Source organism: Streptomyces glaucus (assembly GCF_039533365.1).
In the GTDB taxonomy this organism is placed as follows: domain Bacteria; phylum Actinomycetota; class Actinomycetes; order Streptomycetales; family Streptomycetaceae; genus Streptomyces; species Streptomyces glaucus.
The window spans coordinates 13,309-37,702 of the sequence record NZ_BAAATK010000030.1 but is presented as its reverse complement, the minus strand read 5'-3'; the positions used below and the strand labels follow the sequence as shown (position 1 = coordinate 37,702).

The 24,394-nt window shown below is 73.7% G+C and carries 20 protein-coding genes; 16 read left to right on the top strand and 4 right to left on the bottom strand.

Going from position 1 to position 24,394, the window contains the following annotated elements; translation table 11 throughout:
- Positions 1 to 28: 28 nt before the first annotated feature.
- Together ABD363_RS21480 and ABD363_RS21475 are read right to left on the bottom strand one after the other, a co-directional pair.
- Positions 29 to 808, bottom strand: coding sequence for an alpha/beta fold hydrolase (locus ABD363_RS21480; protein WP_344606031.1), 780 nt, complete (start codon positions 806 to 808; stop codon positions 29 to 31).
- Positions 809 to 845: 37 nt separating this feature from the next.
- Positions 846 to 1,169, bottom strand: a complete 324-nt coding sequence (locus ABD363_RS21475) for a DUF427 domain-containing protein (RefSeq protein ID WP_344606029.1) — start codon at positions 1,167 to 1,169, stop codon at positions 846 to 848.
- Positions 1,170 to 1,252: 83 nt separating this feature from the next.
- On the opposite strand from ABD363_RS21475, the gene ABD363_RS21470 reads away from it, so the two are divergent.
- From ABD363_RS21470 to ABD363_RS21405, 14 genes are all read left to right on the top strand, one after another.
- Positions 1,253 to 2,056: a class I SAM-dependent methyltransferase gene (locus ABD363_RS21470; RefSeq protein WP_344606027.1), complete on the top strand. Its 804-nt coding sequence runs from the start codon at positions 1,253 to 1,255 to the stop codon at positions 2,054 to 2,056.
- Entirely contained in the window at positions 2,053 to 2,592 is a 540-nt protein-coding gene (locus ABD363_RS21465; RefSeq protein WP_344606025.1) for an LOG family protein, read from the top strand. The genes ABD363_RS21470 and ABD363_RS21465 overlap by 4 nt, the downstream gene beginning before the upstream one ends.
- A 26-nt stretch (positions 2,593 to 2,618) precedes the next feature.
- Positions 2,619 to 3,308 carry an SDR family oxidoreductase gene (locus ABD363_RS21460; protein WP_344606023.1) on the top strand — a complete coding sequence of 230 codons (690 nt, stop codon included), beginning with the start codon at positions 2,619 to 2,621 and terminating at the stop codon, positions 3,306 to 3,308.
- A 199-nt stretch (positions 3,309 to 3,507) separates the two neighbouring features.
- The gene (locus ABD363_RS21455) at positions 3,508 to 4,515 is read left to right on the top strand and encodes a methionine synthase (protein ID WP_344606021.1); all 1,008 of its coding nucleotides are present in this window, start codon (positions 3,508 to 3,510) and stop codon (positions 4,513 to 4,515) included.
- A gap of 15 nt (positions 4,516 to 4,530) precedes the next feature.
- The gene (ligA, locus tag ABD363_RS21450; protein WP_344606019.1) at positions 4,531 to 6,726 is read left to right on the top strand and encodes an NAD-dependent DNA ligase LigA; all 2,196 of its coding nucleotides are present in this window, start codon (positions 4,531 to 4,533) and stop codon (positions 6,724 to 6,726) included.
- 259 nt (positions 6,727 to 6,985) lie between these two features.
- Positions 6,986 to 9,235, top strand: a complete 2,250-nt coding sequence (locus tag ABD363_RS21445) for a putative bifunctional diguanylate cyclase/phosphodiesterase (RefSeq protein ID WP_344606017.1) — start codon at positions 6,986 to 6,988, stop codon at positions 9,233 to 9,235.
- Between the two features lie 219 nt (positions 9,236 to 9,454).
- Positions 9,455 to 9,751: an Asp-tRNA(Asn)/Glu-tRNA(Gln) amidotransferase subunit GatC gene (gatC, locus tag ABD363_RS21440; RefSeq protein WP_289940015.1), complete on the top strand. Its 297-nt coding sequence runs from the start codon at positions 9,455 to 9,457 to the stop codon at positions 9,749 to 9,751.
- Positions 9,752 to 9,756: 5 nt separating this feature from the next.
- The gene (gene gatA / locus ABD363_RS21435; protein WP_344606012.1) at positions 9,757 to 11,256 is read left to right on the top strand and encodes an Asp-tRNA(Asn)/Glu-tRNA(Gln) amidotransferase subunit GatA; all 1,500 of its coding nucleotides are present in this window, start codon (positions 9,757 to 9,759) and stop codon (positions 11,254 to 11,256) included.
- Entirely contained in the window at positions 11,253 to 11,492 is a 240-nt protein-coding gene (locus tag ABD363_RS21430) for a hypothetical protein (RefSeq protein WP_344606010.1), read from the top strand. The genes gatA and ABD363_RS21430 overlap by 4 nt, the downstream gene beginning before the upstream one ends.
- A 15-nt stretch (positions 11,493 to 11,507) precedes the next feature.
- Positions 11,508 to 13,022, top strand: a complete 1,515-nt coding sequence (gene gatB / locus ABD363_RS21425; protein WP_344606009.1) for an Asp-tRNA(Asn)/Glu-tRNA(Gln) amidotransferase subunit GatB — start codon at positions 11,508 to 11,510, stop codon at positions 13,020 to 13,022.
- A 470-nt stretch (positions 13,023 to 13,492) separates the two neighbouring features.
- Positions 13,493 to 15,739, top strand: a complete 2,247-nt coding sequence (locus ABD363_RS21420; protein ID WP_344606008.1) for an MMPL family transporter — start codon at positions 13,493 to 13,495, stop codon at positions 15,737 to 15,739.
- Positions 15,717 to 16,292 (top strand): GNAT family N-acetyltransferase, encoded by a 576-nt coding sequence (locus ABD363_RS21415; protein ID WP_344606006.1) that lies wholly within the window; start codon positions 15,717 to 15,719, stop codon positions 16,290 to 16,292. Before ABD363_RS21420 ends, ABD363_RS21415 begins: the two co-directional genes overlap by 23 nt.
- Positions 16,293 to 16,327: 35 nt before the next feature.
- Complete coding sequence (locus ABD363_RS21410; RefSeq protein WP_344606004.1) at positions 16,328 to 16,888, top strand: hypothetical protein; 561 nt, start codon at positions 16,328 to 16,330, stop codon at positions 16,886 to 16,888.
- A gap of 315 nt (positions 16,889 to 17,203) precedes the next feature.
- The gene (locus ABD363_RS21405) at positions 17,204 to 17,413 is read left to right on the top strand and encodes a DUF6191 domain-containing protein (RefSeq protein ID WP_344606103.1); all 210 of its coding nucleotides are present in this window, start codon (positions 17,204 to 17,206) and stop codon (positions 17,411 to 17,413) included.
- 58 nt (positions 17,414 to 17,471) lie between these two features.
- Here ABD363_RS21405 and ABD363_RS21400 read toward each other — a convergent pair whose 3' ends face one another.
- Together ABD363_RS21400 and ABD363_RS21395 are read right to left on the bottom strand one after the other, a co-directional pair.
- Entirely contained in the window at positions 17,472 to 18,677 is a 1,206-nt protein-coding gene (locus tag ABD363_RS21400) for a PQQ-dependent sugar dehydrogenase (RefSeq protein ID WP_344606002.1), read from the bottom strand.
- Between the two features lie 87 nt (positions 18,678 to 18,764).
- Positions 18,765 to 19,763 (bottom strand): aldo/keto reductase, encoded by a 999-nt coding sequence (locus tag ABD363_RS21395; protein WP_344606000.1) that lies wholly within the window; start codon positions 19,761 to 19,763, stop codon positions 18,765 to 18,767.
- A 77-nt stretch (positions 19,764 to 19,840) separates the two neighbouring features.
- On the opposite strand from ABD363_RS21395, the gene ABD363_RS21390 reads away from it, so the two are divergent.
- Entirely contained in the window at positions 19,841 to 20,791 is a 951-nt protein-coding gene (locus tag ABD363_RS21390; RefSeq protein WP_344605998.1) for a 2-hydroxyacid dehydrogenase, read from the top strand.
- Between the two features lie 432 nt (positions 20,792 to 21,223).
- The gene (locus tag ABD363_RS21385) at positions 21,224 to 24,238 is read left to right on the top strand and encodes a putative bifunctional diguanylate cyclase/phosphodiesterase (protein ID WP_344605997.1); all 3,015 of its coding nucleotides are present in this window, start codon (positions 21,224 to 21,226) and stop codon (positions 24,236 to 24,238) included.
- Positions 24,239 to 24,394: the final 156 nt, after the last annotated feature.

Below are 24,394 nucleotides of genomic sequence, written 5' to 3'. Positions count from 1 at the left end.
CCGCACGCGCGCGTGCCCGGCGCCCCGGTCAGCCCGCGAGGAACTCCGCCAGCACCGGCGCCAGCACCCCCGGCTCCACCGCGTGGGACTGGCCCTCCAGGACCCGGTAGGCGCCCTGCGGGACGGTCCGCGCGACCGTCCGGGCCGCCTCGCGGAACCAGCCGGGGCTCGCGCCGCCCGCCAGGGACAGGACGGGGACGCGGACCGAGGACAGCAGCGCGCGGGGGACCCGGGCGTCGCCCAGGACGGCGGCGTCGTGGGCCAGGCTCGGCGCGAGCGCCTCCAGGCCGGCCCACAGGGGGGACCGGCGGGCCCCCTGGATCATCTCCTCGCCCAGGCCGGTGAGGCGCAGGAACAGCTCCACCGCGTCCCCGCGCCGGCCCCCGGCGAGCGCCTCGGCCAGCCGCTCGGCGTACTCGGCCCAGGCCCGCGCGGCGCTCTCGTCCAGGGCGTAGGGCACCTCGTACACGGCGGCCCGGCGCACCGGCAGCCCGCTCGCCGCCGCCCGCAGCACCAGCGCGCCGCCCGACGAGACGCCGTACAGCGACGCCTCGCCGCCCACCGCCTCGATCAGCGCCGCCAGGTCCTCCACCTCGCGCTCCACCGCGTAGGGCGCCGTGTCGCCGCTCCGGCCGCGGCCCCGGCGGTCGTAGACCACGACCCGGAAACGCTCCGCCAGCGGCGCGGCCAGCGGCGCCACCGTGCCGCCCGTCGACATCGCGCCGCTGACGAGGACGACCGCCGGGCCCCGCCCGGTGCTCTGGTACGCGAGGGGGGTCCCGTCGCGCGAAAGGGTCTGCTTGTCCATGGCTGAGCAGACTGCCCTACGGCACGGGATTAGTCGCTCACGACACTTCCACGTCGTAGAAGCAGAGGTGGTCCTTGATCTGCGCCACGTCCGGCTCCGGGTCCGGGTACGCCCAGACGAGGTCCGCCGCGTCCGGCAGGGACCAGTAGGACGCCGTCCCCTTGAAGGGGCAGTGCGTCCGCGTCCCGGAGGGCGTCAGCAGGTCCAGCCGCACGTCCTCGGCGGGGAGGTAGTACCGGTCGGGACAGCCCGTCTCGCGCAGGAGCAGCGGCCGGTCGCTCTCGGCCAGGACCTGCCCGCCGTGCACCACGCGCACGTGCCGGCTGCTCCGCTCGATGGTGATGTGGTGCCCTGTGGTCACGATCGACCCTCCTTGGGTAGCCGCGTCCCCGGATACAGCGCACGCTGAAGCGGAGTTCTTCCTTCCCCGCCAGGAGGGCCCCCATGGGAGCCGCACAGCCCGCCAGGAACCGCAGCAGCCTCGCCCACCGGGTCCGGTACGCCCTGCGCCACCCGGAGCGCGTCCCCGCCCACGCGCGGCGGGCGGCGCGGGACGCCTGGCTGCGGCTGCGCCACCGCGACCACATCGCGTACTACCGGGCCGTGATGGCCTCCGACACGGCCCGCGGCGCCGAGGCGGCCGTGGGCCACAACCCGTCGCGGGAGCAGTGGGAGCGGATCGGCCGGATGCAGTTCGACTACCTGATGCGGCACGGGCTGAAGCCGCAGGACCGGATGCTGGAGATCGGCTGCGGCAACCTGCGCGCCGGGCGGCTGTTCATCGCCTACCTCAACCCCGGCAACTACTACGGCATCGACATCTCCCCGCACATCCTGCTCGCCGCGCAGGACACCCTGGTGCGCGAGGGCCTGCAGTCCAGGCTGCCCCACCTGGTGCTCGCCGACGACCTCACCCTCGCCTTCCTGCCCGAGGGCTACTTCGACGTCGTCCACGCGCACAGCGTCTTCTCGCACTCGCCGCTCCACGTCATCGAGGAGTGCTTCGCCCACGTCGGCCGGGTGCTCGCGCCCGGCGGTTTCTTCGACTTCACCTTCGGCCGCACCGAGGGCGCGGAGCACCAGGTGCTGCACGAGGACTTCTACTACCGGACCGAGACCCTGGTCCGGCTGGCCGCGCGGCACGGCCTGTCGGCCCGGCTCATGGACGACTGGGAGGAGCTTCCGCACCGGCAGTCCAAGATGCGGGTGACCGCGATGTCACCGGCGGCCCGTACGGTGGGCCCATGAACATCTGCGTCTTTCTCTCCGCCGCCGACCTCGACGAACGCTACACCCGCCCGGCCCGTGAGTTCGCCGGGCTGCTGGGCAAGGGCGGGCACACGCTCGTGTGGGGCGGCTCGGACGTCGGGCTGATGAAGGTGGTCGCCGACGGGGTGCAGGAGGCGGGCGGGCGGCTGGTGGGCGTCTCGGTGGAGTTCCTGTCGGACCGGGCGCGCCCGGGCGTCGACGAGATGGTGGTCGCCCGTGACCTGGCCGAGCGCAAGAGGCTGCTGCTGGAGAAGGCCGACGCGGTGGTGATCATGGTGGGCGGCACCGGCACCCTCGACGAGGCCACCGAGATCCTGGAGCTGAAGAAGCACGGCCACACCGACAAGCCGGTGGTGCTGCTGAACACCGCGGGCTTCTACGACGGCCTCAAGGAGCAGTTCCGGCGCATGGAGGACGAGGGCTTCCTGCCCCGCCCGCTGGCCGAGCTGGTGTTCTTCGCGGAGGAGCCGGTGGGGGCGCTGGCCTACCTGGAGGAGAGCCGGGGCGTGGTGTGAGCCGGCGTGGTGCGAGCATGGCGGGCATGGCTACACATGTGATCACCGGAGCCGGCTCCGGCATCGGCGCCGCCGTGGCCCGCCGTCTGCACGCGCGCGGGGACGACCTCGTCCTGCACGCGCGCGACGCGGCCCGCGCGAAGGAGCTGGCGGCCGCGTTCCCCGGCGCGAGGACGCTGGTGGGCGACCTGGCGGACCCCGACAGGCTCTCCTGGGCGTTCTCGCACCAGTCGCTCCCGGACCGGGTGGACTCGCTGCTGCACATCGCCGGGGTGGTCGACCTCGGCCCGGTCGGCGAGCTGACCCCGAAGACCTGGCGCCACCAGCTCGACGTCAACCTGATCGCCCCCGCCGAGCTGACCCGCCTGCTCCTGCCCCAGCTGCGGGTCAGCCAGGGCCACGTGGTGTTCGTCAACTCCGGCGCGGGCCTGAACGCCCACGCCGACTGGTCCGCGTACGCCGCCTCCAAGCACGGCCTGAAGGCCCTGGCCGACTCCCTGCGCCACGAGGAGCACGCGAACGGCGTCCGCGTCACCTCCGTCTACCCCGGCCGCACCGCCAGCCCCATGCAGGCCAAGGTCCACCAGCAGGAGGGCAGGGAGTACGACCCGTCCCGGTGGATCGACCCCGAGTCGGTGGCCACGGCCATCCTCATGGCCCTGGACCTGCCGAGGGACGCGGAGGTCAACGACCTGACGGTACGGCCGGGACGCTAGGGGACCTCGGGGGCGAGGGACGCGGGCCCGTCCGGGGCGCCCCCTGCGCCGGGGACGGGAGGACCCCGCGGACGAGGCCGCCCGGGCCGGGGCGGGGACCCGGGCGGGCGGCCCCGGGGGGCGCGGCCGCCGCGGCGCCGGGCACCGCGCGGCGGACGCGCCCCCCGGCCACCCCGCCCCTGCCCGTACGCTTCCTTCCGTGAGCGAAAACAGCCAGTTCAGGTTCGGTGCCGCCACCGGCGTCGGGTCGATGCCGGGCGGCGACGCCCGTGAGGCCGTCAAGACCGTCACCGGCACCTTCGAGGACTTCCCGTTCCTGCCCGAGCTGCCCGCCCGCGGGCCCGGCGCCGACATGATCGGGCGGACCGCCGGGATGCTCGTCGAGCTGTACGCGCGCGTGGAGCCCAGCGGCTGGCGGATCGGCGACCGGCCCGGCCGGGACACCCGGCGGGCCCGCTCGTGGCTGGTGGAGGACCTCGACGCCCTGGAGGAGTTCACCCAGGACTACGCGGGCCCGCTGAAGGTGCAGGCGGTCGGCCCCTGGACGCTCGCCGCCGCCCTGGAGCTGAGGAACGGCGAGGCCGCCCTCTCCGACCCCGGCGCCTGCCGCGACCTCGCCGCCTCCCTCGCCGAGGGGCTGCGCCTGCACCTGGCCGAGATCCGGCGCCGGGTGCCCGGCGCCCGGCTCGTCCTCCAGCTCGACGAGCCCTCCCTCACCGCCGTGCTGCGCGGCCGGGTGCGGACCGCCAGCGGCTACCGCACCCACCGCGCCGTGGACCGGCAGACCGTCGAGGCCACGCTCCGGGACGTCGTCGGGGTGCACGCAGACGGCCCGGTCGTGGTCCACTCGTGCGCGCCGGACGTCCCGTTCGCCCTGCTGCGCCGGGCGGGCGCGGCGGCGGTCTCCTTCGACCTCTCCCTCCTCACCGAACGTGACGACGAGGCGATCGGCGAGGCGGTGGAGGGCGGCACCCGGCTGTTCGCCGGCGTCGTACCGGGCACGGACGGCCCGTTGTCGGACCCTGCCGGTAGCGTCATGGGTGTCAGGACGCTGTGGCGCAGGCTGGGGCTGCCGCCGGGGCTTCTCGCGGAGACGGTCACGCTCACTCCGGCGTGCGGACTCGCGGGCGCTTCCCCGGGGTACGCGCGCAGAGCGCTCGCCCACTGCGTCCGGGCGGCGAGATCACTCGCGGACAACCCAGAGTAACGGGAGGACGACACGGTGGCCGGCGACAAGCAAGCGGAGACGACGAACGTGCCCGCCGAGGCGCGGGAGCAGCACCGGCAGCTCGCCGAACAGGTCGAGGAGCACCGCTTCCGGTACTACGTGAAGGACGCTCCCGTCATCAGCGACGCCGAGTTCGACCGGCTCCTGCGCTCCCTGGAGGCGCTGGAGGAGGAGCATCCGGAACTGCGCACGCCGGACTCGCCGACGCAGAAGGTGGCGGGCTCCTACGCGACGGAGTTCACCGCCGTCGAGCACCGGCAGCGGATGCTGTCGCTCGACAACACCTTCAACGACGACGAACTCGCCGCCTGGGCCGAGCGCGTCCACCGGGAGCTGGGCGACCAGGACTACCACTTCCTGTGCGAGCTCAAGGTCGACGGCCTCGCCGTCAACCTCACCTACGAACACGGCCGCCTCACGCGCGCGGCGACCCGCGGCGACGGCCGCACCGGCGAGGACATCACCCCCAACGTCCGGACGATCGCGGAGATCCCGGACCGCCTGGAGGGCGACCGCGTCCCCGACCTCGTGGAGATCCGCGGCGAGGTCTACTTCCCGATGGAGAAGTTCGAGGAGCTCAACCGCCGCCTGGTCGAGGCCGGCGACAAGCCCTTCGCCAACCCGCGCAACGCGGCCGCCGGTTCCCTGCGCCAGAAGGACCCGCGGGTCACCGCCACCCGTCCGCTGCACATGGTGGTCCACGGCATCGGCGCCCTGGAGGGCTTCCGGGGCCTCACCCGCCTCTCCCAGGCGTACGACCTGCTGGGGACGTGGGGCCTGCCCACCTCCCGGCACAACAAGGTGGTCGACGGCCTCGACGGCGTGCGCGAGTTCATCGCGTACTACGGCGAGAACCGCCACTCCGTGGAGCACGAGATCGACGGCGTGGTCGTCAAGCTCGACGAGATCCCGCTCCAGGGCCGGCTGGGCTCCACCTCCCGCGCCCCGCGCTGGGCGATCGCGTACAAGTACGCGCCGGAGGAGGTCAACACCAAGCTCGTCAACATCCGCGTGGGCGTCGGCCGTACGGGCCGGGTCACGCCGTTCGCCCAGGTCGAGCCGGTCACGGTGGCGGGCTCGGAGGTCGAGTTCGCCACGCTGCACAACCAGGACGTGGTCAAGGCCAAGGGCGTGCTCATCGGCGACACGGTCGTGCTGCGCAAGGCCGGTGACGTCATCCCGGAGATCCTCGGCCCGGTCGTCGACCTGCGCGACGGCACCGAGCGGGAGTTCGTGATGCCGTCGGAGTGCCCCGAGTGCGGTACGCCGCTCAGGCCGATGAAGGAGGGCGACGTCGACCTGCGCTGCCCCAACGCCCGCACCTGCCCCGCCCAGTTGCGGGAACGCCTGTTCTACCTCGCGGGCCGCAAGGCGCTGGACATCGAGCACTTCGGCTACGTCGCCGCCACCGCCCTCACCAAGCCGCTGGAGCCCGGCGAGCCGCCGCTGAAGGACGAGGGCGACCTGTTCGACCTCACCGTCGAGCAGTTGCTGCCCATCAAGGCGTACGTCCTCGACCAGGACAGCGGCCTGCCCAAGCGGGACCCGAAGACCGGTGCGGAGAAGGTCGTCACGGTCTTCGCCAACCAGGAGGGCAAGCCCAAGAAGAACGCCCTCGCCATGCTGGAGAACATCCAGGCCGCCAAGCAGCGCCCGCTCGCCCGCGTCCTCACCGGCCTGTCGATCCGTCACGTCGGCCCGGTCGCCGCCGAGGCGCTGGCCCGCGAGTTCCGCTCGGTCGAACGCATCGAACAGGCCTCGGAGGAGGAACTGGCGAACACCGACGGCGTCGGGCCGATCATCGCCGCCTCGCTCAAGGAGTGGTTCGCCGAGGAGTGGCACCAGGAGATCCTCCGCAAGTGGCGGGCGGCCGGCGTCCGCATGGAGGAGGAGAGCACCGGGGAGGACGAGGGGCCGCGTCCCCTCGAGGGCCTCACCGTCGTCGTCACCGGCACCCTCGAACACTTCACCCGCGACGGCGCCAAGGAGGCGCTGCAGAGCCGGGGCGCCAAGGTGACCGGTTCGGTGTCGAAGAAGACGTCGTTCGTCATTGTGGGTGACAACCCCGGATCGAAATACGACAAGGCGATGCAGCTGAAGGTTCCGGTACTGAACGAGGAAGGTTTCGGCGTTCTGCTCGAACAAGGGCCCGAGGCCGCGGCCGGCGTCGCACTTTCGGCCGAGGAATAGCGGTTGAAGACCACCTGATCGGCGCATATCAGATGCATATGGGTGGCTGGGGCGCATTCGGGCAACCGTCGGCGACCGCTGCCCCTGGAAGCCTTCTGCGGCCTAGTGTTGAGATGTGCGCCTGCCGTGCCCAGCTGCGGTCGGGGCATCCCCGCGCTCTCCTGGAGCGGGGGGAAGGGTTTTCCAACGCGGTGCCGTTGACGGCAGTCGGGCATCGGGCCGCGGGGCGTGGGCACCGCCGGCTGTGAGAGGGACGGGAATGGAACCGACCGAGAGCGCCGCCCCGGACTCACGGCTGCGCCTGCGCCGTATGGCCGGCGTGTGGCGCGCGAGCCGGTGGGCCGGGCGGTCTTCGGAGCAGGGCGGCGCGCGGGGGCGCGCCGGGGCGCGGACAACCCCCGCGGACGGCCGCGGCCCGGCACGGCCGGGTGCCGGGCGCGGCCCCGGACTGCCGCCGGGCGCCGATCCGGAGCGCCACCTGTCGTGGCCCGCGCTGCCCGCGGCGATCGTCGCGGCGGGCGGGTTCGTCCTGGGCGCCGGTTTCTACCGGGCGTTCACCGGCGGCCACGCCCTCTTCCCGTCCGGCGCGGTCGGCTGGTCCCTGGCCGTGCTGAGCGGCATCATCGTCGGCCACCTGGTCATGCTCGGCCGCTCCCGCTGGTGGGGCGGCACCGGCTCGGGCGCCGCCCTCACCCTCGCCGTCCTGCTGCTGTACGGCTGGGTTCCGGCCGGCATGGTCAGCCTCACCGTCGTCGTCCTGGTCGGCGTCGCCCGCCGGGGCCGCTGGCGGCAGGGCGTGCTGCACGGCGCGGTGGACATCCTCGGCATCGGCGCCGGAGCGCTGGTGCTGGCCGCCTTCGGCTCCGTGCCGTCCGTCGAGCGGCCGTCGCACCCGGACACCTGGACGGTCTACACCGCGCCCGAGGTGGTGCTGGTGGCCGTCGGCTACCTCGCGGTCACCCGCACCCTGCTGTGGTACCTGCACGCGCCGCGCGGCGGCCTGCCCACCGTCGCCCGCACCGCCCTGGTCAGACAGGGCCTGGTCGCGGTCGCGCTGCTCGGCATCGCCCCGCTGGTCTGCGTCGTCGCCGGCGCGCAGCCCGTGCTGCTGCCGCTGTTCGCCATCCCGCTGATCGCCCTGGACTCCACCCTGTGGATAGCCCGCGCCCGGGCGGAGGAGCAGTTGCGCGACCCGCTGACCGGACTCCCCAACCGCCAGTGGCTGCTGGAGCGCATCTGGACCGCGCTGGACGACGCCGAACGCATCAACGCCCGCGCCGCCCTCATGCTGATCGACCTCGATCGTTTCCGGTCGGTCAACGACACCCTCGGTCATCTGGCCGGCGACCGGCTGCTGCTGCAGACAGCCGACCGGCTGCGGCTGGCGCTGCCGCGCGGAGCGGAGGCCGCCCGGCTCGGCGGCGACGAGTTCGCCGTCTTACTCCCGGTCGCCGACTCCACCACGTCCGCGACCCGCATCGCCCGCAGCCTCGTCTCGGCCCTCAGCTCCCCCCTCGACCTCGACGGCCTCACCCTCGTCCTGGAGGCCAGCGCCGGCGTCGCCGTCTTCCCCGACCACGCCCTGGACGCCGAGGGGCTGCTCAGGCGGGCGGACGTGGCGATGTACCAGGCCAAGCGCGACCGCACGGGCGTGGAGGTCTACGAGTCCAAGCGGGACTCCAACACACCGGACCGGCTCGGCCTGCTGGGCGACCTGCGCCGGGCGCTCGACGCCCACGAGGTGCAGCTGCACTACCAGCCCAAGGTCCGCTTCGACGGACAGGTCGCCGGCCTGGAGGCCCTGGTGCGGTGGGTGCACCCGGAGCGCGGCAAGGTGCCGCCGGACGAGTTCATAGCGATCGCCGAGTCCTCCGGGCTGATGCCCCAGCTGACGGAGTACGTGCTGGAGACGGCGCTCGGGCAGGTCGCCCGGTGGCGCGCCCAGGGCCTGTTCGTGCCGGTCGCCGTCAACGTCTCCCCGCGCGACGTGCACACCCCCGGCTTCGCCGGCTCGGTGGCCGCGCGGCTGGCCCGCCACGGGGTGCCCGCGGGAGCGCTGCAGCTGGAGATCACGGAACACGTCCTCCTGGAGGACCCGCAGCGCGCCGCCGACACCCTGGCCGGGCTCACGGGACACGGCGTGAAGATGTCGCTGGACGACTTCGGCACCGGCTACTCCTCGCTGGTGCACCTGCGGCGGCTGCCGGTCAGCGAGCTCAAGATCGACCGCTCGTTCGTGGCCCGGCTGGCCGTCGACACCGAGGACGCCGAGATCGTGCGCTGCACGGTCGACCTCGCCCACTCCCTCGGCCTGCTCGTCGTCGCCGAGGGCGTCGAGGACGACGAGACCTGGGAGCGGCTGCGGGACCTCGGCTGCGACGCCGTCCAGGGCTGGCTGGTCGCGGCGGCGATGCCGCCCGAGGAGACCACGGCGTGGCTGCGGGCCCGCGGCTCACGCGGCTGGCAGCGCCCCGCCGCCGCGCTGCCCGCGGCGGCCGCCGACGAGTGACCGCCCCGCACACCCGCCCCCGGACACCCCGCCCGTCCGCCCGGACGCGCAGCGGCGCCGGCGGCCACCGGACCCCGTGAACCGCCGGGACCGGCCCGCCGGGGGACGCGCCCCGCGGCCGGGGCGCGCGGCGGTCCCGGCGAACCGTTTCACGGGCACGCGGCCCCGCCCCCTAGGATTGGGCCCAAACCGCACACACTCACCCCAGAGGATCGCTGCATGCCTGGCATCACGCGCGAGGAGGTCGCCCACCTCGCCCGGCTGGCGCGTCTGGAGCTGAAGCCCGAAGAGCTTGATCACTTCGCCGGCCAGCTGGACGACATCATCGGCGCGGTGGCCCGCGTCAGCGAGGTCGCCGACCGAGACGTACCGCCGACCTCGCACCCGCTCCCGCTGACGAACGTCATGCGCCCGGACGAGGTCCGCCCGTCGCTCACCCCCGAGCAGGCGCTCTCCGGCGCCCCCGCCCAGGAGCAGCAGCGTTTCAAGGTGCCGCAGATCCTGGGGGAGGAGTAACCGCCATGACGGACAGTCCCATCATCAAGCTCACGGCCGCCGAGATCGCCGAGAAGATCGCCGCCGGTGAGCTCACGGCCGTCGAGGTCACCGAGGCCCACCTCGCCCGGATCGAGGCCGTCGACGAGAAGGTGCACGCCTTCCTGCACGTCGACCGCGAGGGCGCCCTCGCCCAGGCCCGCGCCGTCGACGACAAGCGGGCCCGCGGGGAGAAGCTCGGCCCGCTGGCCGGCGTCCCCCTCGCGCTCAAGGACATCTTCACCACCGAGGGCGTGCCCACGACGGTCGGCTCGAAGATCCTCGAGGGCTGGATCCCGCCGTACGACGCGACGGTCACCCGGAAGCTGAAGGCCGCCGACGTCGTCATCCTCGGCAAGACCAACATGGACGAGTTCGCCATGGGGTCCTCCACCGAGAACAGCGCCTTCGGGCCGACCGGCAACCCCTGGGACCTCACCCGGATCCCCGGCGGCTCCGGCGGCGGCTCCTCCGCGGCCCTGGCCGCCTTCGAGGCCCCGCTCGCCATCGGCACCGACACCGGCGGCTCCATCCGCCAGCCCGCGGCCGTCACCGGCACGGTCGGCGTGAAGCCGACGTACGGCGGCGTCTCCCGCTACGGCATGGTGGCGTTCTCCTCCTCCCTCGACCAGGGCGGCCCCTGCGCCCGCACGGTCCTGGACGCGGCCCTGCTGCACGAGGTGATCGCCGGCCACGACCCGCTCGACTCCACCTCCATCGACGCCCCGGTCCCGCCGGTCGTCGAGGCCGCCCGCAACGGCAGCGTGGCGGGCATGCGCGTCGGCGTCGTCAAGCAGTTCCGCGGCGAGGGCTACCAGGCCGGCGTCGTCCAGCGGTTCGACGAGTCCGTCGCGCTGCTCAAGGAACTGGGCGCCGAGATCGTCGAGCTGGACTGCCCGTCCTTCGACCTGGCCCTGTCGGCGTACTACCTGATCGCGCCCTCCGAGTGCTCCTCCAACCTGGCCCGCTTCGACGGCCTGCGCTACGGCCTGCGGGTCGGCGACGACGGCAGCCGCTCGGCCGAGGAGGTCACCTCCCTCACCCGTGAGGCCGGCTTCGGCCCCGAGGTCAAGCGCCGCATCATGCTCGGCACGTACGCCCTGTCCAGCGGCTACTACGACGCCTACTACGGCAGCGCCCAGAAGGTCCGCACCCTCATCAAGCAGGAGTTCGAGCAGGCCTTCGAGCGGGTCGACGTGATCGTCTCCCCGACGACCCCGACCACCGCCTTCCCGATCGGCGAGCGCGCCGACGACCCGATGGCGATGTACCTCGCCGACCTGTGCACCATCCCGGCCAACCTGGCGGGCAACGCGGCCATGTCGCTGCCCTGCGGCCTGGCGCCGGAGGACAACCTCCCGGTCGGCCTGCAGATCATCGCCCCCGCGCTGCAGGACGACCGGCTGTACAAGGTGGGCGCCGCCGTCGAGGCCGCCTTCGTGGAAAAGTGGGGACACCCGCTGCTGGAGGAGGCACCGTCGCTGTGAGCGCACTGTCCAAGGCCAAGGGCTTCAAGAAGTCCAAGTCCGGTCTCTACGTCTCGATGGCCACCTCGGCCTTCGGCGTGATCGGCGTGGTCAAGCAGATCAAGAAGGCCCGCACCGAGAACGACACCCTGCGGCTGATCGACGCCGTCGTGACCGGCGCCGCGGTCGTCACCAACCTCGCCATCCTCTACCGCGAGCTGAAGAGCTTCGGCGACGACGACGTCCTGCTGGGCTGAGAGGGAAGTTTCACCGTGACCACCACGACCGACCTGGTGTCGTACGAGGACGCACTCGCGTCGTACGACCCCGTCATGGGCCTCGAGGTCCATGTCGAACTCGGCACCAAGACCAAGATGTTCTGCGGCTGTTCGACCGCGCTGGGCGCCGGGGCGAACACCCAGACCTGCCCCGTCTGCCTCGGCCTGCCCGGCTCGCTCCCGGTCGTCAACGCGACCGGCGTCGAGTCCGCCATCAAGATCGGTCTCGCGCTGAACTGCGAGATCGCCGAGTGGTGCCGCTTCGCCCGGAAGAACTACTTCTATCCGGACATGCCGAAGAACTTCCAGACCTCCCAGTACGACGAGCCGATCGCCTTCGACGGCTGGCTCGACGTGCAGCTGGAGGACGGCGAGATCTTCCGCGTGGAGATCGAGCGCGCCCACATGGAGGAGGACACCGGCAAGTCGACCCACGTCGGCGGCGCCACCGGCCGCATCCACGGCGCGTCGCACTCCCTGCTGGACTACAACCGCGCCGGCATCCCGCTCATCGAGATCGTCACCAAGCCGATCACCGGCGCCGGCGAGCGCGCCCCCGAGGTGGCGAAGGCGTACGTGCGCGAGCTGCGCGAGCTCATCCGGGCGCTCGGCGTGTCCGAGGCCCGCATGGAGATGGGCCAGATGCGCTGCGACGTGAACCTGTCGCTGATGCCGAAGGGCGCCGAGAAGTTCGGCACCCGCTCCGAGACCAAGAACGTCAACTCGCTGCGGTCCGTCGAGCGCGCCTGCCGCTACGAGATCCAGCGCCACGCCGCCGTGCTGAGCGGCGGCGGGACGATCGTCCAGGAGACCCGCCACTTCCACGAGGACACCGGCACCACCACCTCCGGCCGGGTGAAGGAGGAGGCCGAGGACTACCGGTACTTCCCGGAGCCCGACCTCGTCCCGGTCGCCCCCTCGCGCGAGTGGGTCGAGGAGATCCGCGCGGCCCTGCCCGAGCTGCCGCTGGTGCGCCGCAACCGGCTCCGCGAGGAGTGGGGCGTGACCGCCACCGACATGCAGGCGATCCTCAACGCCGGCGCGCTGGACCTGATCGTCGCCACGATCGACGCCGGCGCCGACGCGGCCAGCGCCCGCAAGTGGTGGATGGGCGAGCTGGCCCGGCAGGCCAACGAGTCCGGCAAGGCCCTGGACGAGCTGGCCATCACGCCGCGGCAGGTCGCCCGCGTCACCGAGCTGGTGGCCTCCGGCGACCTGAACGACAAGCTGGCCCGCCAGGTCATCGAGGGCGTCCTCGCGGGCGAGGGCACCCCGGACGAGGTGGTCGACCGGCGCGGCCTGAAGGTCGTCTCCGACGAGGGCGCGCTGACCGCCGCCGTCGACGAGGCCATCGCCGGCAACCCGGCCATCGCGGACAAGATCCGCGGCGGCAAGGTGGCCGCGGCCGGCGCCCTGGTCGGCGCGGTCATGAAGGCCACCCGGGGCCAGGCCGACGCGGCCCGCGTGAAGGAACTGATCCTGCAGAAGCTGGGCGTCGACGAGGGCTGAGCCCCGTTCGCGCACATCCCGGGGGGACGCACCGGCCGCGGTGCGTCCCCCCGGGCGCATGGAGTCACGGGCGGCGCCCCGCCGGCCGTACGAAGCCGGGGCTGCGGCCCGCGCCGGCGCGCAGCAGCTCCGCCGGGCCGCCCTCGGCGAACAGCAGGCTGTGCGCCTCGGCGCCCGGTTCGGCGGGGGGGGGCGGCGAACGTCCGGGGGGCCGAGAAGTTCCCGCGGCCGGCACCCGGTTCCGTGAGCGGTGCCACTCGGGCCCGGCGGCTCGCCTGATCGGGGTGTGAGCTGCCTCCCACTCTTGGGAAGAGCACCACGAAAGCCTCAAACGATCACTTTCACCTGCAACAGTGGCATGCGCATCACCTCGCCTTGCATTGCTCATGCGTTCTTTGCGGGTCGTTCCCTCCATGGACAACTGTTCCCGGCCAAAGATCCGCCGTAGTCACCCCTCTGGGAGCTCGTTCGTGGCAGCCCTTGCACGCTGGTGTGTCCGACGCCGCCTGATCGCCGTCCTGTTCTGGCTCCTCACCCTCGCCGGGGCCGCCGCCGCCGCATCCGTCGCCGGGACCGCGTACTCGAACGACTACGAGGTCCCGGGCACCGAGTCCGACCGCGCCGCCCAGCTGCTCGAGCGCGGCTTTCCGGACCTCGGCGGCGACAGCGGCACCGTCGTCTGGCACACCGCCGCCGGCACCGTCCGCGCGGCCGACGTCGAACAGACGATGACCCGCACCCTGGACCGGATCGGGGACCTGCCCGGCGTGGCCTCCGTCACCGGCCCGTACGACGGCCGGGACGCGGGCCGGATCAGCGAGGACGGACGCACGGCGTACGCCACGGTCGCCTTCGCCGACCGGGCCGAGGACATCACCGAGTCCGAGGCGCGGGCCCTGGTCGACACCGCCGAGGCCGCCGAGACCGACGGGCTCCGGGTGGAACTGGGCGGCGGCGCCGTCGGACTCACCGAGCCGGCGGGCGGACACCTCGCCGAGGCCGTCGGCGTGGCGGTCGCCGCCGTCGTGCTCTTCCTGGCCTTCGGCTCCCTCGCCGCCTCGCTGCTGCCCATCGCCACCGCGCTGGTCGGCGCCGGCACCGCGTACGCCGGGATCGCGCTGCTCGGGCACGCGATGACCGTCGCCGACTTCGCGCCCATGCTCGGCATGCTGATCGGGCTCGGCGTCGGCATCGACTACGCGCTGTTCATCGTCACCCGGCACCGGCGCGGCCTGAAGCGCGGCCTCGGGGTCACCGAGGCGGCCGCGGAGGCCGTCGCCACCACCGGGCGGGCAGTCGTCTTCGCGGGTGCGACCGTCTGCATCGCCCTGCTGGGCATGCTGATCCTGCGGCTGAACTTCCTCAACGGCGTCGCCGTCGCGGCCGCGCTGACCGTCGTCCTGACGGTCGCCGCCTCCGTGACCCTGCTGCCCGCCCTGCTGTCCCTCATCGGTATGCGCGCCCTCAGCCGCCGCGAGCGGCACCGGCTGGCGCAGCACGGGCCCGAACCCGAGCTGCCGACCGGGCTCGCCGCCCGCTGGTCGGCGCTGGTCGAGCGCCGCCCCAAGGCGCTCGGCGCGCTCGCCCTGACCGTCGTCGCCGTCCTCGCGCTGCCCACCCTCGGGCTGCGTCTGGGCACCTCCGACCAGGGCAACGACCCGCGGACCTCCACCACGCGCCAGGCCTACGACCTGCTCGCCGACGGCTTCGGACCCGGTGTGAACGGCCCGCTCACCCTGGTCACCGAGGTCGGCGGCGCCGAGGACCGGCTCGTGCTGGACAACCTCGACCGCACCCTGCGCGCCACCGAGGGCGTCGCGTCGGTGACGCCGGTGACGTACAGCTCCGGCGGCGACACCGCCCACCTCACCCTCGTCCCCGAGTCGGCCCCGCAGGCGCAGGCCACCAGCGACCTCGTCGACCGGCTGCGCGCCGAGGTGCTGCCCCGCGCCGAGGCGGGCACCTCGCTCGACGTGCAGGTCGGCGGTGTCACGGCGGGCTACGACGACTTCGCCGACGTGATCGTCGGCAAACTGCCGGCGTTCGTCGGCGTCGTCGTCGGCCTGGGCTGTCTGCTGCTCCTGCTGGCCTTCCGGTCCGTCGGCATCCCGCTGAAGGCCGCCGCGATGAACGTGGCCGCCGTCGCCGCCGCCTTCGGCGTCGTCGTCGCGATCTTCCAGTGGGGCTGGGGCAGCGAACCGCTCGGCCTGGGCAGCGCCGGCCCGATCGAGCCCTTCCTGCCGGTGATCATGGTGTCGGTCCTCTTCGGACTCTCCATGGACTACCAGGTCTTCCTGGTCAGCCGGATGTACGAGGAGTGGCTGGAGACCGGCGACAACCGGCGGGCCGTCCGCGTCGGCCTCGCCGAGACCAGCCGGGTGATCAATTCCGCCGCGGTCATCATGATCTCGGTCTTCCTCGCCTTCGTGCTCAGCGGCGACCGGGTGATCGCCATGTTCGGCATCGCGCTCGCCGCCGCGGTCGCCCTGGACGCGTTCGTCCTGCGCACCCTGCTCGTCCCCGCCCTGATGCACCTGCTCGGCGGCGCCAACTGGTGGCTGCCGCGCCGGCTGGACCGGTGGCTGCCGCGGATCAGCATCGAGGCGCCCGAGTGCCGCGCCGCTCATGAGAGGCTGGCCACGAAGACGGACGCCGGGGTGGCGGACGTCCTGGCGAAGGAGGGCCGGCAGCGGGATGTACGCGATACCACTGGGTGACGACGGAGCCGAACTGCGCCCCCTGGAGCCCTGGCACGCCGAGGAGTTCCTCGCCCACCTGGACCGGGGCCGGGAGTTCATCAACCGGTACGTCCCCTTCGGCTCCCGCGCCACCGACGTGCCCTCCGCGCGGCAGCTGCTCCAGGACTACGCCGACCGGCGCGCCGCCGACACCGCCTCCCTGCACGGCCTGTGGCTGGCGGGAAAGCTCGTGGGCGGCGTGCTCACGCTGAACTGCGACGCCCGGGGCGGCACCTGCGAGGTCGGCTGCTGGCTGGAGCCCGCGGGCACCGGGCGGGGCCTGGTCACGCGCGCGATGCGGGTGCTCATCGACTGGCTGGTCGAGCAGCGCGGCATCCACCGCGTCGAATGGGTCGCCGCCGCCGACAACCTGCCCAGCCTGAACGTCGCCCGCCGCCTGGGGATGACCCGCGACGGCGTGCGGCGCGAGGCCTACCTCCATCACGGCGTACGGCAGGACCTGGAGGTCTGGTCCGTGCTGGCCCCCGAGTGGCGGGCGGCACGGGCGGGTGCCGCCCGCCACGATCGTTAAGGGACCTCTCAGAGAGCGTCCGTACGGTGCGAGACATGGGAACGAAGACAGTGGACGAGACCGGAACCGAGAAGAAGACCGCCGCGGACACGGCGGACGCCACCAGGACCGACACGGCGGACGAGGTGACGGGGACGGCGGAGGCCGCGGAGGACTCCGCGCGGAGCACGGCGGACCCGGCGGACGGCACGGCGCAGGGCCCGTCCGGCGTCGGCCAGGGCGCGGGCGCCGTCGTCTCCGCCGCGCTCGGCCTGGTCTCGCTCACCGGCGGCTGGATCGGCACCGTCGCCGCCGCCCGCGAGACCCTCGTCGGCCAGCTGGAGACCTCCTCCGGCGCGAGCGTCGCGAAGCAGGTCGAGGAGGTCTACGGCGACGCCTGGCGGACCACCGCGCTGTGGGCCGGCCTGTTCGCGCTGACCGCGCTGATCGTCGGTGTCGTGGTGCTCGCCCGGCCCGCCTTCGGCGTGCCCGGCAGGCCGCAGGCCCCGTGGATCAAGTCGGTCGCCTGGGCGGGTGTCGCGCTCGGCGTCATCGGCCTGCTGCTGGCCGTCCTGAAGTACACCGGCATCCTGCTCGGACTGCCGTCCACGGGCTGAACCGCCGCGCCCGAGGGGCCCGGGCCTGCCGCGAGCGTCCCGCGGCAGGCCCGGGTCCCTTACGCGCGTTTGGCCCCGGGGCGCCGGAGGACGCGGAACCCGCCCGATGCGGCGGGCCGTCTGCCGATCACGAAGGTGTTCCGTCGCCGAGCCCGGCCGTCGCCGAGCCCGGCCGGTGGCGGGATCCGGCGGGGCGGGACGAGCGGCGCGGCGCCCGGCGGGCGGCCGGAACCGGACGCGCGTTCGGCCGGAAACCGCGCCCCGCCGCACGGAGGCGGGTTTACGCTGCAAGGGACGTCGGCCGTGGGAGGCAGCGTGTTCAACGTGTTCGAGGAACTGTTCGCGCCCGGCCGCACGCACACCCGGGACGAGCGGAACCGCCTGGAACTGACCCGGCAGGACGTGGGGGACGGCGACCCCGGACGCGGGCCCGTGGACCTCGCGTCCGGGACGGTCGTCGTACGGCTGCCGAAGCCGGCCGAGGGGCAGGACGCCGGCGACGGGACGGCCGAGGGCGAGGACTGAACGCCGCGCCGCGGGCCGGCCGCCCGCCGGACGCCGCGGCTCGCCCGGCGTCGGCCGGTCACCTCACCCGCACCTCCAGGATCCGGTCGTCCCCGTCCTTCGGGGCGCCCCGCCCGTCCGTGTTGCTGGTGACCAGCCACAGCCTGTCGCCGCCCGCCGGGACCACCGTGCGCAGCCGGCCGTACTCGCCCTCCAGGAAGGCCTGCGGGGCGGCCGCGGCCCGAGTGCCCTCCAGGGGGATGCGCCACAGGCGTTGGCCGCGCAGGCCCGCCATCCAGATCGAGCCCTTGGCGTAGGCGATGCCGCTGGGGGAGGCCTCGTCCGTGCTCCACTGGGCGACCGGGTCGTGGAAGCCGGAGTCGTCCGACCTGCCCTCCGCCTCCGGCCAGCCGTAGTTGTCACCCGGCTTGATCGCGTTCAGCTCGTCCCAGGTCTCCTGGCCGAACTCCGAGGCGAACAGGCGCTGCCGGGAGTCCCAGGCCAGGCCCTGCACATTGCGGTGGCCGTAGGAGTGGACCGGGGAGCCGGCGAAGGGGTTGCCCGGGGCCGGCTCGCCCTCCGGGGTCAGCCGGAGGATCTTGCCGCCCAGCGACTCCCGGTCCTGGGACAGGCCCGTGTCCCCGCTCTCGCCCGTGCCCACGTACAGCATCCGGTCGGGGCCGAAGGCGATCCGGCCACCGTTGTGGATCACGCCCTTGGGGATGCCCTTGAAGATCGTGTCGGGGGCGCCCAGCTGCTCGCCGGACGGCTTGTCCTCGTCGTACAGCATGCGGACGACGCGGTTGTCCGAGGCCGAGGTGAAGTACGCGTAGACCATGTGGTCCGAGGCGTAGTCGGGGGAGAGCGCCAGGCCGAGCAGACCGCCCTCGCCGGCCGGCGACACCCCCGGCACCTCGCCCAGCTCGGTCTTTCGGCCCGTGCCGGTGTCGACCTGGGTGATCGTGCCCTCGTCCCGGGAGGAGACCAGCAGGTCCCCGTCCGGCAGCGGGGCCAGGCCCCAGGGGCTGTCCAGGCCCGTGGCGACCGTGCGGACCACCTTCGCGGAGCCCTTGGCCGGGGGCGTCTCCCCGGTGGCCCGCCCGGAGGGCGACGACTGCCCGGTCGTACGGCTCGGGGAGGCGGCGCTCCCGGCTCCGTCCGGCGGCCCTCCGTCGCCGGAGGAGCAGCCGGCCGTCAGCAGGAGCGCGGCGGTGGCCAGCACGGCCGGCACGGCTCGATGATGCACGATCCCGATCCCTTCGACGCGGCGGGTTCTCCCTGTCATACACCGTCGGCGTCCCACAGGTTCCCGGGCACCGCGTCCCGAACCGCCGGGCCCGCGCCCGCCCGTACGCCCCCGCGCCCGGCCGCCTCAGTCCCACGACCCCCGCGCCGGCGGCAGCAGCGCCACCTCCGCCAGGTCCTGCGGGGTCAGCCGCAGTCCGGCGGCCCCGGCGTTCTCCACGACCCAGCGCTCCTGCTTGGTGCCCGGCACCGGGACCACGTGGCGGCCCTGGGCCAGGACCCACGCCAGGGCCACCTGCGCGGGCGTGACCCGCTCGCCGTGCCGGGCCGCGATGCGGCGCAGGCCGACCACGATCGGCTGGTTCGCGGCCATCATCTCGGCCGTGAAACGCGGGTGCCGGGCGCGCACGTCGTCCGGTTCGAAGCCCTCGCCGGGCGTCAGCGTGCCGGTGAGGAAACCGTTGCCGAGCGGCATCGCGGCGAGGAAGCCGACGCCGCGCGCCTCGCACCACGGCAGCAGCGTCCGCAGCGCCTCCGGCGACCACACCGACAGCTCCGCCTCCACCGCGCTCACCGGGAAGACCTGCTGCACCCGCTCCAGCTGCCGGATCGTCACGTCGTGCAGCCCGGTCCCCGGCCGCCGCGCCGACCGCGCGCCCACCGCGCACAACCCCAGCGCCCGCACCTTTCCGGCCTGGACGAGCTCCGCCATCGCCCCCCAGGTCTCCTCGACCGGGACCTCCGGGTCCGCCCGGTGCAGCTGGTACAGGTCGATGACGTCCGTCTGCAGGCGCCGGAGCGACGCGTCGCAGGCCCGCTTCACGTATCCCGGGCGGCCGTTGGCCACGATGTGCTGCTCGCCCACCAGCAGGCCGACCTTGGTCGAGACGAAGGCGTCGGCCCGGCGCTCCTTGAGCACCCGCCCCACCAGCAGCTCGTTGGTGAACGGGCCGTACATGTCGGCGGTGTCCAGCAGCGTCGAGCCCAGGTCGAGCGCCCGGTGCACCGCCCTGAGCGACTCCTCGCCGCGCTGCCGCGAGGTGCTGTAGGCCCAGCTCATCGGCATGCACCCGAGTCCGACGGCCCCCACCGCGAGCGCCGTCGCGCCGATCGTCCTGCGCTCCACCTGGTCGTGACCCTCCCTCTCCTGGCCACCCCAACCTAACCTCTGCGCCGGCGCGTGCCTGACATAGCCTCCGGACCATGACTGCAGACGTGTGGCTGCCCATACCGCCGGACGAGATCGAAGGGCTCCCCGAGGGGCCGGAGTACCGCTTCTGGGACGGGGAGGAGGATTTCCCCGCGGACCCGGCCGACTGCGCCTTCTACGTCGTCCCCTACATGAAGCCCGCCGAGGTCGGACAGCGCCCCCTGCCCCGGATGCGCGGTGTCCGGGTCGTCCAGACCCTGTCGGCCGGCACCGACCACATCGAGCCGGGCCTGCGCCACCTGGGGCCGGGCGTACGCCTGTGCAACGCGCGCGGGGTGCACGAGGCCAGCACCGCGGAGCTCGCGCTCGCGCTGATCCTGGCGTCGCTGCGCGGCCTCCCCGACTTCGTCCGGGCGCAGGACCGGCAGGAGTGGCTCGGCGGGTTCCGGCCCGCGCTGGCCGACCGGAACGTCCTCATCGTGGGCTACGGCTCGATCGGCGCGGCGATCGAGGACCGGCTCGTGCCGTTCGAGGTGGCGCGGGTGGTGCGCGTCGCGCGCTCCGGGCGCACCACGGCGCGCGGTCCGGTGCACCCGCTCACCGAGCTGCCCCGGCTGCTCCCCGAGGCGGACGTCGTCGTCCTGTCCACCCCGCTCACCGAGGCCACCCGCCACCTGGTGGACGCGGACTTCCTCGCCCGCATGAAGGACGGCGCCCTGCTGGTCAACGTCGCCCGCGGGCCCGTCGTCGACACCAAGGCGCTGCTCGCCGAGACGGAGAGCGGCCGGATCGCCGCCGCCCTCGACGTCACCGATCCCGAACCGCTGCCTTTCGGCCATCCTCTGTGGCGGGTGCCGGGCGTGCTGATCAGCCCGCACGCCGGCGGCCCGACGTCCGCGTTCCTGCCGCGCGCCGAACGGCTGCTGGTGGACCAGTTGACGCGTTTCGTGAACCGGGAGCCGCTGCGCAACGTGATCCTTACGACGGGCCCGGCCGGCGTGTGAACCGCGCGGCGGGCACTTCCGTCGCACCAACCGCGTCATCCACTTCGGGCACCCTCCGCGATCCTCCGGATGCGGTGGGTACCCGCATATCCGCTGGCAGTCACGGAGAGTAGAGAAGCTATGTCCCTGAGTGACGAGACTGGTGTATCGTCCCGACAGGGGCTGCGCCGCGCACCGTTCGGCGCCGGGGACGAACACGTCAGAACTGTGAGGGGGGCGACGGGCGATGCACGGCCTATGGACGAACGATCCCACGCGGCGGGTCCGCCGACGGCGACCCTGGCGCACGGTCACGCACAGGCGCGGCCGGCACGGCGACCACCACGGCCACCACGGCCATCACCACCGCGGGCACGGCAGCCGCGACAGGCAGGTCCACCCCACGCGCCGGGACCTTCGGGGCCCGGCAGCGGCGACCACCAGGAGGGCCCGGTGAACGCAGCCCCGCCCCCCACCCTCGACCGAGCGCTGCGGACCCGGCCTTCGCCGAGGACGCCGCTGCCCCGCCCGCCGGCCCCCGACAGCGGGCCGGGCCTGGTCCCCCAGCTCGCCCTGGCCCTGGTCTGCGCGGCCTACGCCGTCGGCTCCGCGTTCGGCTGGGGTTCGGACCGACTGGCACTGATCATGGGCGACTTCGGACTGAGCGCCGCGGCCGGCGCCGCGGCCGTGTCCTGCCTGCTCCACGCCCGCAGCCGCCGCGTCCGCTTCCGGGCCGCCTGGCTGCTGTTCGCCCTCTCCTCGGCGATGGCGGCCCTCGGCAACGGGGTCTGGGGGTGGTACGAGGTCGTCCTCGGGCGTCCCGTGCCCGCGCCCTCGTACGCCGACCTGTTCTTCCTGTGCTTCGCGCCGCCCGCCATCGTGGGTCTGCTGGTCCTGGCCAAGCGGCCGGCCTCCAGGGCGGGCTGGGTCCGCCTCGCCCTGGACGCCTGGCTGATCGGCGGCTCCCTGCTGACGCTGTCCTGGAGCCTCGCGCTCGCGCAGGCCGCGAAGGCCGACGGGACCAGCGTGGCGCACACGGCGCTGTCGCTGGCCTACCCACTGCTCGACATCGTCCTGATCAGCATGGTGCTCGTGCTGCACTTCCGGCGCTCGGCGGTGTACCGGCCCGCGGTCAACACCGCGATCGGCGCGCTGGCGCTGACCGTGATGTGCGACGCCCTGTTCACCTCGCCGCTGCTGCACGACAGCTACCGCTCCGGTCAGCTGCTCGACGCGGGCTGGTTCGCCGGCTCCCTGCTGCTGGCGTACGCCCCCTGGGCCGCGTCCCGGCACGGGCAGCCGCCGCAGGACGAGGGGTACACGCGCGTGGTCCACGAGCACGTGCCCGGACAGCGCGGCGCCGGCCCCCGCCCCGCACCGGCGCAGGACGGGGAGCCGGGCCGCTGTCCGGCTCCCCGGCCCATCGCCGGGTCGCTGGCCGCGCTCACGCCCTACCTCGCCGCCGCGGTCTGCACGCTGGGGATCCTCTACAACGTGCTCAACGGCCGCAGCGTCGACCGCGTGGTGCTGATCACCGGCGGCACGGTCGTCCTCGCCCTCGTGGTGCGCCAGGGCATCATGCTGCTCGAGAACATCATCCTCACCCAGGAACTGGCGCAGAAGGAGAACCACTTCCGCTCCCTGGTGCAGGGCTCCAGCGACGTCATCATGATCGCCGCGCCCGACGGCGTCCTCCGGTACGTCTCCCCGGCCGCCGCCGGTGTGTACGGCTGCCCCGCGGAGGAGCTCGTGGGCACGGAACTGGCAGGCCTCATCCACCCGGAGGACCTCGGCTGCGTCGTGCACGAGGTGCGCCGTTTCCTCGCCGCCGACCCGGTCCGGGAACCCACCACCCGCATCGAGTGCCGCTTCCGCTCCGGCGGTGGCGGCTGGCTGAACGTCGAGTCCACCGTCAACCGCCACCACGGCGGCCTCATCTTCAACAGCCGGGACGTGACCGAGAGAGTGCGCCTCCAGGCACAGCTCCAGCACAGCGCCGAGCACGACCCGCTCACCGACCTGCCCAACCGCGCCCTGTTCACCAAGCGCGTCCAGCAGGCCCTGTCCGGCCGCCGCGCCTCCGACCGGGGCGTCGCCCTGCGCAACACGGCGGTGCTCTTCATCGACCTGGACGGTTTCAAGGCCGTCAACGACACGATCGGGCACCAGGCCGGGGACGAACTGCTCGTCCAGGCCGCCCGCAGACTCCAGGACGCGGTCCGGCAGGGCGACACCGCCGCCCGGCTGGGCGGCGACGAGTTCGCGGCCCTGATCGTCGGGGACGGCACCCGCGACCGGGCCGCCCGGGAACGGCACATCCTGGAGCTCGCCGACCGCCTCAGGGTGACGCTGTCGCAGCCGTACCTCATCGACGGCAACGACGTCCGGGTCAACGCCTCCATCGGCGTGGCCTTCGCCGAACCCGGCCTCGGCGCGGGCGAGCTGCTGCGCAACGCCGACCTCGCCATGTACCGCGCCAAGGCGGGCGGCAAGGGCCGCGTCGAGCTGTACAAGCCGCAGATGCAGCAGGACGTGGTCCGCAAGGCCGAGCTGGCCACGCGGCTGCGCGCCGCGCTGCACGACGGCGAGTTCACCCTGCTGCACCAGCCGGTGGTGTGCCTGGAGAACGGCCGGATCGCGTCGGTCTGCGCCCAGGCGCGCTGGCGCTCCTCCCAGGGGGTGCTGTTCACCCCGGCCGAGTTCCTGCGCGTGGCCGAGGACAGCGACAAGGCCGCCGAGCTGGGCCGCTGGGTGCTCCAGAAAGCCGTCGAGCAGGCGGCCGAGCGGGCCGCGGCCGGCCTGTCCGTGCCCGTCGCCGTCCGCATGAGCGCCCGCCGGCTGCTGGACCGCTCGATGCCGTTCGGCTCCGTCGAGGCATTGCTGACCCGGCACGGACTGCCGCCCGGGGCGCTGCTGATCGAGCTGGCCGACGTCGATCCGCGGGTCGGCCTGGACGACCTGGAGCGCCGGCTGAACGCCCTCAGGCGGGTCGGCGTCCGGATCGCGCTCGACGGCTTCGGCAGCGGCTACGCGTCGCTCACGGCCCTCCGGCGGCTCCCCGTCGACGTGCTGAAACTCGACCGCGGCCTGGTCGAGGGCGTCGTCGAGTCCGCGCGCCTGCACAAGATCACCAGCGGGCTGCTCCGCATCGCCACCGACCTCGGGCTGCAGTCCGTGGCCGACGGCGTGGACCTGCCGGAGCAGGCCGCCGCCCTGCGCGCGATGGGCTGCACCCACGGGCAGGGCATGGCCTTCTCCGGGCCGCTGGACGAGTACCGGCTGCGCCGGGTGCTCGGCGCCGGCCGGTATCCGGTGCCGCACGGGCCGGCCGAGCCGGCGTTCGCGGGCGGCGGCGCGGGGGTGTACTCCAGCGGGATGGCCGGTGGCGTCGCCACGGGGATCCCGGCGGTCCTCGGCGGCGGCACGGCCCTTCGCTCACATGATGAGACTCCCGTCCCACCCACTTGACAGTGGGCGCGCGCCGGGGGGAGGGTCGATGCCATGCGCACCCGAATTCTCGTACTTGGACAGCGCGTCGGCTGAAGCTGGGATCCACCGGTACCACCCGGAATCCCCAGCGACCCCCACCGGCGCGCTCCCCTCGCTTGCCTGACGGCACGAGGG